At 52.4% G+C, this 11,314-nt stretch carries 9 protein-coding genes and 3 tRNA genes; 2 read left to right on the top strand and 10 right to left on the bottom strand.

What is annotated here, in order from left to right; translation table 11 throughout:
* Both BM029_RS25830 and BM029_RS03270 read left to right on the top strand, forming a co-directional pair.
* Window positions 1–258, top strand: a 258-nt coding sequence (locus BM029_RS25830; RefSeq protein WP_170850951.1) for a hypothetical protein, incomplete at its 5' end; no start/stop codon positions are given.
* Window positions 245–772, top strand: coding sequence for a DUF6632 domain-containing protein (locus BM029_RS03270; RefSeq protein ID WP_371329076.1), 528 nt, complete (start codon window positions 245–247; stop codon window positions 770–772). The genes BM029_RS25830 and BM029_RS03270, both read left to right, overlap by 14 nt.
* 197 nt (window positions 773–969) lie before the next feature.
* Here BM029_RS03270 and BM029_RS03265 read toward each other — a convergent pair whose 3' ends face one another.
* The 10 genes from BM029_RS03265 to BM029_RS03220 all read right to left on the bottom strand — a co-directional run bounded on the left by BM029_RS03265 (window position 970) and on the right by BM029_RS03220 (window position 11,249).
* Entirely contained in the window at window positions 970–2,901 is a 1,932-nt protein-coding gene (locus BM029_RS03265) for a SurA N-terminal domain-containing protein (RefSeq protein WP_092432564.1), read from the bottom strand.
* Window positions 2,902–2,990: 89 nt separating this feature from the next.
* A tRNA-Asp gene (locus BM029_RS03260) sits at window positions 2,991–3,067 on the bottom strand.
* A gap of 88 nt (window positions 3,068–3,155) precedes the next feature.
* Window positions 3,156–3,231: transfer RNA gene (locus BM029_RS03255), tRNA-Val, on the bottom strand.
* Between the two features lie 101 nt (window positions 3,232–3,332).
* On the bottom strand, window positions 3,333–3,605 hold the full coding sequence (locus tag BM029_RS03250; RefSeq protein WP_092432562.1) for an HU family DNA-binding protein: 273 nt from the start codon (window positions 3,603–3,605) through the stop codon (window positions 3,333–3,335).
* 318 nt (window positions 3,606–3,923) lie between these two features.
* Window positions 3,924–6,335, bottom strand: a complete 2,412-nt coding sequence (gene lon / locus BM029_RS03245) for an endopeptidase La (RefSeq protein WP_092432560.1) — start codon at window positions 6,333–6,335, stop codon at window positions 3,924–3,926.
* Window positions 6,336–6,708: 373 nt separating this feature from the next.
* Window positions 6,709–7,977, bottom strand: coding sequence for an ATP-dependent Clp protease ATP-binding subunit ClpX (clpX, locus tag BM029_RS03240; RefSeq protein ID WP_092351637.1), 1,269 nt, complete (start codon window positions 7,975–7,977; stop codon window positions 6,709–6,711).
* Between the two features lie 210 nt (window positions 7,978–8,187).
* Window positions 8,188–8,814 (bottom strand): ATP-dependent Clp endopeptidase proteolytic subunit ClpP, encoded by a 627-nt coding sequence (gene clpP / locus BM029_RS03235; RefSeq protein WP_092412075.1) that lies wholly within the window; start codon window positions 8,812–8,814, stop codon window positions 8,188–8,190.
* Window positions 8,815–8,921: 107 nt separating this feature from the next.
* Window positions 8,922–10,274, bottom strand: coding sequence for a trigger factor (tig, locus tag BM029_RS03230; RefSeq protein WP_092432559.1), 1,353 nt, complete (start codon window positions 10,272–10,274; stop codon window positions 8,922–8,924).
* Window positions 10,275–10,468: 194 nt separating this feature from the next.
* Entirely contained in the window at window positions 10,469–10,972 is a 504-nt protein-coding gene (locus BM029_RS03225) for a CreA family protein (RefSeq protein ID WP_092432620.1), read from the bottom strand.
* A gap of 190 nt (window positions 10,973–11,162) precedes the next feature.
* Window positions 11,163–11,249: transfer RNA gene (locus BM029_RS03220), tRNA-Leu, on the bottom strand.
* Between the last annotated feature and the right edge of the window lie 65 nt (window positions 11,250–11,314).

Raw genomic sequence — 11,314 nt, 5'->3', positions numbered from 1 at the left:
GAAGACTTTGAAACGGGTCAAAACAGAGATGAGTCTGCATGTACTTGCGTACAATTTGAAGCGCGTAATGAAGATATTGGGCGTCGACCGATTAATGCGAGAGATGCGGGCCTGAAGGGCTCTTTTTGCTGTGAAAATGAATACGATTTGGAGCGCATTGCGGCGACTTTTAGACCGCCATTCAAAAAATATTTTGTGCCGCAACCGGAAAAACTCGTCAGAATAAAGCGCTCTGGTGACTTTGATGGCGGTCGTTGAACACGTTATTGGTTGTGCCAACGAATTTTTACGTTTTTACACACTCTGGGCCAACAGCGGACATTGCCCAGGCCTCAGTTCTCGAGCAGCAGCGCCAAAGAAAGAGGGTCTTATGAATGAAATCAAGCGCCTTAAGCACCTCAAGCTCGCGCTCCGCATCGTCGGTGTTATTGCTACTTTTGGCTTCTACCCACTTACGGTCTTTTGGCCATCGGGGTGGGCCTGGTCCAGCGGACGGTCTGAATATCTCGAGATGATCATCGCCATTTACGCGACTCTGGGTGTATTCTTGCTCATTGCCTCCCGTAATCCGAATCAGCATCTGGGCTTGGTCTCCTTTGCCATTTGGTCAAGCATCGTGCATGGTGCGGTGATGGCGGTCCAGTCAGTGCAGAACCCGACGCACGTTCATCACCTATACGGCGACGTTTCCGCATTATTTATCATTGCCGCCGTTCTCGCATTTCTTTCGCCACAGGCATTTAGGCTGCCTTTTGCCAAACGTTCGGCCTAACCCCTCGTATTTGGACCCAGAATGTCTGTTTTTTTGTTTTTTTTCGACCGGCGGCTATGGGGCGTTTCCCGACGAAGATTCACACAACAAATGTCCGGTCAAGTCTGAGCTATTACACATAAACATAGAAAAAGCCCATTCAACTTGCGTTGGATGGGCTTTTTTAAATCCGGCTTAATCAAATCGCTTTAGCCAAATCAGTTTTGCTTATCTCCGCCGTCAACCGGCGTAGCTACCACCGGCTTCAAGATTTTGACCTTGGCCTTCTCTTTCAACACGTCGACGTAAGCCAGCATTTCCTGTTGCGCCAGGACGCCAGTAATTTGCTGCTGCTCAGCGATCCGGCGCGCCTGATCCTGGGTTGCCGGCTGGCCAACCTTGGCAATGCGATATACCGCGTAGCCTTGCTGCGGCAATGTCACGCCGACATAGGCTGGCAATTTAGTGGTATTGGCCTTCATCACTGCCTCGAATGCCAACGGATCGATACCTTGGTTCTTGGCGCGCGATACAGTTTGCGTTGCACCGAAACCACTGGCGTTGTCTTGCGCTTTCAAAGCTGCCAGCTTTTCTTCGCCGGCCTTCTTGGCCAGTGCAGTTTCTTCGGTGCGGGTAACCTTGTCGCGAATGATCGCCTGGACTTCTTCAAACGAACGTTTCGTGACCGGCTTGTATTCAACTACATGGCCGGCGATAAACGTATTCGGCGCAACTTCGACTGCTTCAGTATTGTGCTTGTTCTTCAGCGACTCGTCCGAATACAGCGCTGTCAGGAATTTTTGGTTGTTGTATGGAGCGGTAGCAGCAACGGCTGGATTAGGCTGGCGGCCCAGATTCGCTGCCGACTGAATTTGCAGATGCAGCTTGTCAGCGACCGCCTTCAGGCTATCACCTTGCTCATACACTGTGTTGCTGAAGGTTTCAGCCATTTCAGTGAATTTGCGCGCAGCCAGTTGTTTCTTGATTTCAGCGCCGATTTCGGCCTTGACTTCATCCAGCGGCTTGAGCTGGGCGGCCTTGATGCCGGTCAGTTCGATAATGTGATAACCGAAATCGGACTGCACCAGATCGCTGATCTCGCCTTGCTTCAGCTTGCTGGCAGCATCGTCGAACGGCTTGACCATCATGCCGCTGCCGAAATAACCGAGGTCGCCGCCCATTTCAGCGGAGGCAGTATCTTGCGAATTAGCCTTGGCTACTTTGGCAAATTCAGCCGGATTCTTGCGCACTTCTGCCAGCAAAGCCTCAGCCTTGGCTTTAGCCGCAGCCTGCTCGGTAGCCGGTGCATCCTTCTTTACCGAAACCAGGATATGGCTGGCGCGGCGCTCTTCCGGCGTTGTGTAACGGCTCTGGTTCTGATCGTAATAGGATTTGATGTCGGCATCGCTGACCGTCACTTGCGCGGCAATTGCGGCACTGTCGAGCAGTACATAGTCGGCCTTGATTTGTTCTGGAATCTCGAATTCCTTGGCGTTCCTGGTGTAATAGTCCTGCAGCATGGCGTCAGTGACTTTCACCTGCGCGGCATAGTCGGCAGTCTTGAACAGCAATTCCTGCACATCACGTTCCTGATCGTTGATATCAGACAAACGCATGGCAACGGTTTTAGGTGTAAATGCCGTAGCTTGCACCGCGCCATTCAATTGCTGCATAGCCATGTCCTGACGCAAACGGGCCTCGTACATGGTCGGCGCCATGCCTTGTGCGGCCAGCAAAGACTTGTATCGTTCGTTATCGAACTTGCCATCCGCGCCCTGCAATGCAGGCACGCTCAGAATAGCTTGTTGCAGGCTTTGATCGGAGACGGACAGGTGTTCACTGTTGACAGTTGCGGCCAACACACGTTGTGAGATCAGATTATCCAGTACGCCTTGCTTGGCTTCCGGCGTCTCAAGCATCTTCGGGTCGAAACGCTCGCCGAACGCCTGGCGCATGCTATCCATTTGCTGGCGCAGGGCGTTGTCCAGTTCCTGCTGAGTGATCGGCTGGCCGGCGACCTTCGCCACCGTGTTGGCGCCATCGCCAAAGCTGCTATAGCTTTGCAGCCCGACTAGAGCAAAAGAAGGGATGATCAACAACAGCAACAGGAATTGCATCAAGCGCTGGTGGGTACGGACAAATTCAAACATGGTCGGCCAATCGAGATCAAGTAAGGCTGCAATACAAACCAGATGGACATAAGAAAAAAGGCGAACTTTCGTTCGCCTTTTTTGTATTTTGGCGGAGTGGACGGGACTCGAACCCGCGACCCCCGGCGTGACAGGCCGGTATTCTAACCAGCTGAACTACCACTCCTAAAACTACTCACAAATCTAAGCTGTTCTCACAAAACCTACGGTTTCATGAACCCATTTAAAATTCGTTTTTTCTGCCTGACTGTTGTTGGTGGGTGCTGAGAGGCTCGAACTCCCGACCTACGCCTTGTAAGGGCGCCGCTCTACCAACTGAGCTAAGCACCCTCGTTTGCCGGATTTATCAGGATCAATACAAAACCACCTGAAATAAAACACGACAGATTAGCCAGTCAAACATTTGGCGTTTGTCACCACGCCAAAAGACGCTAGTTTACAGCATCTTTCAACGCTTTGCCAGGCTTAAATTTAGGAACTTTCGCTGCCTTGATTTTAATTGCCTCTCCGGTACGTGGATTACGACCGGTACGCGCTGCACGTTTGCTTACCGAGAACGTGCCAAAACCAACCAGCGTCACGGAGCCGCTCTTCTTCAGAGTGGCTTTAACCGCGGCGACTACGGCGTCCAATGCGCGTGCCGACGCGGCCTTGGAGATATCTGCCGACTTGGCGATGTGATCGATTAGTTCGGTTTTATTCACTTAAGTCCCCTCACATGGATTGAAATTCGAGATGGTGGATGATGATGGATATTCCAGCATTTTTTCAGAAAATCATCGCAGACGGAGTACGGAAAAAATCTGCAAGGACGTATTAAACAAGCCGCAAAGCCTTGTGTCAAGCGGTTTGCGGGCGATATGGCCGTGGATTAACTTGATTTTACAAACTTGATATTTTCAACATTAAACGCATACATGTATGCAAAAAAAAAGCGCTCTTGCGAGCGCTTTTTTAAAGAACGAAAATTAAGCCTGTGAATTCAACAGCTTATTCCAGTCGCCTGGCAGCTTAGTTTCGTCTTAATGCTTGACTACACTGGGATCCGACTTCTCGCTACTCTTGGCGACCGTCGCATCCAGTATGGCTTCCTCTTCGGTCAGCGGCACCGGCTGACGCTCCAGAGCGACCTCCAGTACCTTGTCGATCCAGCGCACCGGTACGATTTCCAGCTTGTTCTTGACGTTGTCCGGAATCTCGGCCAGGTCCTTCACATTCTGCTCTGGAATCAATACCGTCTTGATGCCGCCGCGATGTGCCGCCAACAGCTTCTCTTTCAAGCCGCCGATAGGCAAGACTTCGCCGCGCAAAGTGATTTCGCCAGTCATGGCGACATCGGCACGCACCGGAATCCCGGTAAAGATCGAGACCAGGGCGGTAGTCATTCCGACACCGGCCGACGGACCGTCTTTCGGTGTTGCGCCTTCGGGCACGTGGATATGGATATCGCTCTTTTCGAACGCCTCTCCTTTTATGCCCAACTTCGCGGCGCGGCTACGCATGACAGTGCGCGCTGCCTCGATCGATTCCTTCATCACATCGCCCAAGGTACCGGTACGAATGATCGCACCCTTACCCGGCATCTTGACGGCTTCGATGGTCAGCAATTCGCCACCCACCTCAGTCCATGCCAAGCCGACCACCTGGCCGATTTGATTTTCCTTCTCGGCCACACCGTAGTCGAAGCGCCGCACACCGAGGAATTTATCGATGTTCTTGGAAGTGACCGCCACTTTCTTCTCTTGCTTCTTCAACAGCAGCAGCTTCACCACCTTGCGGCAGATTTTCGAGATTTCCCGCTCAAGCGAACGCACCCCGGCTTCACGCGTGTAGTAACGGATGATGTCGCGGATCGCACCTTCGGCAAGGCTGATTTCCTCGACCTTCAAACCATTGTTCTTGATTTGTTTAGGCAGCAGGTAACGCAGCGCGATATTGGTCTTCTCATCTTCGGTGTAGCCGGACAAACGAATCACTTCCATCCGGTCCAGCAACGCTGGTGGAATGTTGAAGGAGTTCGAAGTCGCCACGAACATCACATCCGACAAATCGAAATCGACTTCGATGTAATGGTCCGAGAACGTATGGTTTTGCTCAGGATCAAGCACTTCCAGCAAGGCCGACGACGGATCACCACGGAAATCCATGCCGAGCTTGTCGATCTCATCCAGCAGGAACAGCGGATTGCGCACCCCGACCTTGGACAGGCTTTGCAAAATCTTGCCTGGCATGGAGCCGATGTAGGTACGGCGATGACCGCGGATCTCAGCTTCATCGCGCACGCCACCCAAGGCCATCCGCACGAATTTACGGTTGGTGGCACGAGCGATCGATTGACCCAGCGAGGTTTTACCCACGCCTGGAGGACCCACGAAACACAGGATCGGCGCTTTCAGTTTGTCGACGCGCTGTTGCACGGCAAGATATTCCAGGATGCGTTCTTTAACCTTATCAAGGCCGTAGTGATCGCCTTCCAGGACTTTTTCCGCATTACCCAGTTCATTGTTGACCTTGGATTTTTTCTTCCACGGCAAAGCGACCAGCGTATCGATGTAGTTGCGCACCACCGTCGCTTCGGCTGACATCGGCGACATCAGTTTCAGCTTCTTCAGTTCGCTTTGCGCCTTTTCCAGCGCTTCCTTAGGCATCTTGGCGGACAGGATCTTCTTTTCCAGCTCTTCCAGATCCGCGCCTTCTTCGCCTTCGCCCAATTCCTTCTGGATCGCCTTGACCTGCTCGTTCAGATAGTATTCGCGCTGCGATTTTTCCATCTGGCGTTTGACGCGGCCGCGGATGCGTTTTTCAACTTGCAGGATATCCAGCTCGCCTTCGAGCTGACCCAGCAGGTGCTCGTAACGCTTGGCGATATTGAAAATTTCCAGGATTACCTGTTTTTGCTCAAGCTTCAACGGCAAGTGCGCAGCAATGGTATCGGCCAGGCGGCCGGCATCATCGATACCGGACAGCGAAGTCAGGATCTCTGGCGGGATTTTCTTGTTCAGTTTGACGTACTGGTCGAATTGCTGAACGATGGCGCGACGCATCGCTTCCACCTCAGCCTCATCGCCCAACTCGGATTCTACCGGCGTCAGATCGGCCACAAAGTGCGTGTCGAGTTCGCTGATGTGATGAATGCGGGCACGTTGCGCCCCCTCCACCAGCACTTTGACCGTGCCATCAGGCAATTTCAACATTTGCAAGATGTTGGCAACGCAGCCGATTTCATAAATATCGTCCGGCGACGGTTCGTCCTTGGCTGCGGCTTTCTGGGCCGCGAGCATGATGCTCTTGCCTTGCTCCATCGCGGCTTCAAGAGCCTTGATCGATTTCGGGCGGCCGACGAACAGTGGAATCACCATATGCGGGAATACCACGACATCCCGTAAAGGCAAGAGAGGTAACTGAGTTTGTTCAGTAAATGTAGAAGTCGTCATGGTGAGCCCTATCAAAAAAACTTATTAATGATGTTGGCACGAGTGGCCGAAACACAAGCCCCGGTTTCAACAATAAATCACCACTTCTATTGGTAATGCGCTTGCGATACATTTGCGATGGCCAATAAAAAAGCCACACGCGAAGTTAACTTCGGGTGGCTTTGCGATTGAAGCCAAATCGTATATTTTGGTAAATTGTACTACTTTTAGGTCAAAAACCTGCTTAAACCCCTGCCTTTTACATGGTTTTACAAATTTAGCGGGATTGGCCTTGCCGGCAAGGATCCGTGGCACGGCGTGGGCACTGGCGCCCGCCCTACAAGTTCAAACCATGACTGTAGGATGGGCAAGTTTTTTTGCCCACGGGGCTATCTTATTTCGCGCCCGACACCTTCGGTTGATCATGGTAAATCAACAATGGTTTAGCGCCGTTGTTGACAGTATTTTCATCAACCACGACCTTGGCGACATTTTGCTGACTTGGCAAGTCGTACATTACGTCGAGCAATACATGCTCCAGGATCGAACGCAAGCCACGGGCGCCGGTTTTACGCGCCAACGCACGTTTGGCGATGGCTTGAAGCGCGGCAGGCCGGATTTCCAGCTCAGCGCCTTCCATTTGCAGCAATTTCGAGTATTGCTTGACCAGCGCGTTCTTCGGCGCGATCAGGATCTCGATCAGCGCTTCTTCATTCAACTCGGCCAGCGTTGCAATCACCGGCAAACGGCCGACCAACTCTGGAATCAAGCCGAAACGCGTCAAATCCTCTGGCTCTGCGTCCAGCAACACTTCGCTGGAGGTGCGCTGGCTCTGGCTTTTCACATTTGCCGAAAAACCGATTCCACTCTTTTCCGAACGTTCGGAAATAATCTTGGCCAGGCCATCAAAAGCGCCGCCGCAAATGAACAGGATATTGGTAGTGTCGATTTGCACGAAATCCTGGTTAGGATGCTTGCGTCCGCCTTGTGGCGGCACCGAAGCCATGGTGCCTTCGATCAGCTTCAGCAAAGCCTGCTGCACGCCCTCACCCGACACATCGCGGGTAATCGACGGGTTATCGGACTTACGGGAAATCTTGTCGATTTCATCGATATAGACGATGCCTCGTTGCGCCTTCTCGACTTCATAATTGCAATTTTGCAGCAATTTCTGAATGATGTTTTCAACGTCTTCACCGACATAACCGGCTTCGGTCAAGGTAGTAGCGTCAGCGATCACGAACGGCACGTTCAACATGCGCGCCAAAGTCTGCGCCAGCAAGGTTTTACCGGAGCCGGTTGGGCCGACCAGCAAAATATTGCTTTTTGCCAGTTCGATGTCGTCCTTCTTACCGAGATGCTTGAGGCGCTTGTAGTGGTTGTACACCGCCACCGACAAAATCCGCTTGGCAGGCTCCTGGCCGATCACGTATTGGTCGAGCAGCTCGCAAATCTCTTGCGGGATCGGCAGTTCCGATTTTTGACCATCCAGCGTCTCGACGTTCGAGGCTTCATCGGTAATGATGTCATTACAGAGATCGATACATTCATCACAAATGAATACCGACGGCCCGGCGATGAGTTTTTTCACTTCATGCTGGCTTTTGCCGCAGAAGGAACAATAAAGCAGTTTTTCGCCGCTGGAAGATTTTTTATCAGACATAAAAGGCAGACTTTAATTAAAACTTTAGAGGGTGGGCCGCAGCATTGATTTGTTGCACGGATATCCAGTATTGAAATCCGGTATGGAATCGCAGTAACGATTTTATATTACCCGCGAAATCCGAATCCGTCACGCCCGGGCGTTTTTTGAAAAGCAAAACGCCCGTACCTTTGGGGCCGGGCGCCTAGCATTCCATCAATTACTTAGCAATCAAGCGCGTGTCGCCAGGACTTTATCAATCAGGCCATATTCCACAGCTGCATCTGCAGACATGAAATTATCCCGATCTGTATCCTTGCTGATCTGCTCAATGGTCCTGCCGGTCTTGTCAGCCAGGATACCGTTCAGGCGCTCGCGCAAATACAGGATTTCGCGTGCCTGGATTTCGATATCCGAAGCCTGCCCCTGAGCGCCGCCCAACGGCTGGTGAATCATGATGCGCGAGTTAGGCAGCGAAAAACGCTTGCCCTTGGCGCCGGCCGCCAACAGGAATGCACCCATCGAAGCTGCCATACCGGTACACAAAGTCGAAACATCCGGCTTGATGAACTGCATGGTATCGAAAATCGCCATGCCGGCAGATACCGAACCGCCAGGAGAATTGATGTACAAGGAAATATCCTTGTCAGGATTTTCACTTTCCAGGAACAGCAATTGCGCCACGATCAGGTTGGCGGTCTGGTCGTTGACCGGACCCACCAGGAAAATCACGCGCTCACGCAGCAAACGCGAATAAATATCATAGGATCGCTCGCCGCGGCCACTCTGCTCAATCACGATAGGCACCATGCCAAGCATGTCAGTATCCAGTGCCGAATTACGATTAAAGCCTGTCATATTTTTCCTTATGGAGAGCGCTCAAAACTTAATCAATCCACCGAACAGGTCCAGACATTACGTCTGAACCTGGAACTCAGCCGAAGTACAGCTAAGCTGCGGCTCGATTAAGCCTGTTGCCCGTTGTTGCTCATCAATTCATCGAACGCGACCGCTTTTTCGGTCACTTTCGATTTGCCCAACACGTAGTTGACGACGTTTTCTTCCAAAACAAGGGCTTCGACCTCTGCCAGGCGGCGGCGATCGCTAAAATAATATTTCAGGACTTGTTGCGGGTCTTCGTAGCTTTGGGCGAAATCTTCAACTTGAGCCTTAACTTGCTCAGGAGTTGCCTGCAGTTTGTTTTCCTTGACCACTTCGGCCAGGATCAGACCCAGGCGAACGCGACGCTCAGCCTGGGCTGTGAACAGCTCTGGCGGGAACGGCATGTCATTGACCTTCATGCCACGCTGCGCCATATCCTGGCGTGTCATTTCAACCAGACGCTCGATGTCTTGCTCGACCAGTGCTTTCGGCACGTCCAGGTCGCTGACCTTGATCAGTGCATCCATGACGCTGTCTTTGTTCTTCGCCTTGACGCGGGAACCGACTTCGCGCTCCAGGTTCAGCTTGATGTCAGCGCGCATTTTTGCCAGGTCGCCGTCTTCGACGCCCAGGGTTTTTGCAAACTCGGCATCAACTTCCGGCAGGTGTGCCCATTCCAGCTTCTTCAGCGTGATGGTGAATTCTGCAGTCTTGCCGGCTACATCCTTGCCGTGGTAATCCGCAGGGAAAGCCAGTTCGAAAGTCTTGGCTTCGCCGACTTTCAAACCGATAGTCGCGTTCTCGAACTCAGGCAACATGCGGCCTTCGCCCAGTACGTAAGCGTAATCGTCAGCTTTGCCGCCTTGGAATTCAACGCCGTCGATCTTGCCGACGAAGTCGACAGTCACGCGGTCGCCGTTCTTGGCTGTCAGGTCGCTGCCGCCATCGCCGTGCGCGCCTTGCTCGCCCTTGACGTGGTAGTGCACGCGTTGCTTGCGCAGGATATCGATGGTTTTATCGATTTCAGCGTCGCTGACTTCAGCCTTGGTCTTTTCGACTTCAACGCCGGTCAGATCACCGATCTTGACTTCAGGATAGATTTCGAAAGTAGCGTCGAATGCCAGCGTGCCTTCGGCTACGCCTTCGCTATTCTTTGGCTCGATCTTCGGGTAACCGGCAACGCGCAGGTTGTTTTCGTTGGCAGCGGTGTTGAAAGCATTGCCGACCTTGTCGTTCAGCACTTCGGTTTCGACCTGATAGCCGTATTGTGCAGCGACCATCTTCATCGGCACTTTACCTGGGCGGAAGCCAGGCGCTTTTGCTGTGCGGGCGCGAACTTTCAGGCGCTTTTCGACTTCGGTTTGCACTTCGCTCAGAGCGATAGTGAGGGTAAGGCGGCGTTCAAGTTTATCCAGAGTTTCGACTGCAGTTGCCATGTGGATCGTCCAAAAATTAAAAATTCCGTGGTGCGGCTAAGGTAAATGCGGAGTAAAGCGATGAAATGATGTCATTTCAACCCCAACCCAGCCGCGCTAAAGTCCGATATTCTATACGTAAAACAGTCCGTTGCGCCAAAACGCGTCACTCCGCTACTGCAATAACGCTATAAATAACGCAATATCAAGCCCGCTCATTTGAGCGGAATCGGATTACTGGCCGGCACCGGCACCGCCGTGACACTGTTTTGCGGGCTGCCATCGACCAATTTATCCGAATAGGTCAGATACACAAGTGTATTACGCTTGGGATCAACCAGCCGTACAATATGCAGGCGCTTGAACAGCACCGACATGCGCTCGGTAAATACATCTTCCTGCAGCGGCAGCTTGGCGCTGAACTGCACCGTGGCGGCGACCTGGCGACAGGCTATCGACGCCTCAGTCCGGTCCTCAGCCAATCCCACCGTGCCCTTGACGCCGCCGGTACGCGCCCGCGACACATAGCAGGTAATCCCTTGCACCTTGGGATCGTCATAAGCCTCGACCACTACCCGGTCATTGCGCCCGACCCAGCGAAATGCGGTACTCACCTCACCCACCTGCTCCGAAGCCGCCTGTACCGAGCCCATCGTAATTGCTGCCAGCCCCAAACCCAAACCAAGCGATACGATCAACACCAAGGATTTTGTACGCATATTTATTCCAGGAAAGAAATTACCATTGATTGTATGCCGGAGAATCCATTTGCCGCCGGCCATTGCAGGGGATATTCGAATGAAAATTCGAGCGAATACTCAAAGGGAAAATTGCAGGCGTAAAAAAACCCTCATCAGAGGGTTCTTCCATTGTCAGCTAGCCGCCAATAATCAATAACACTGGCAGAGCTGGTGCGACCGAGAGGACTCGAACCTCCACAAGATTGCTCTCGACAGGACCTAAACCTGTTGCGTCTACCAATTTCGCCACGGTCGCATTTCCATCAAATACAGCGCAATCCTGCTCAGCAAGATTGGACAGCCCGCTATTCTACTGCAAGC

It is taken from the genome of Collimonas sp. OK607, from assembly GCF_900111995.1.
Classification (GTDB): Bacteria; Pseudomonadota; Gammaproteobacteria; order Burkholderiales; family Burkholderiaceae_D; genus Collimonas.
The sequence above is the reverse complement of the archived record's forward strand: the minus strand, read 5'-3'. Positions and strand labels throughout refer to the sequence as shown.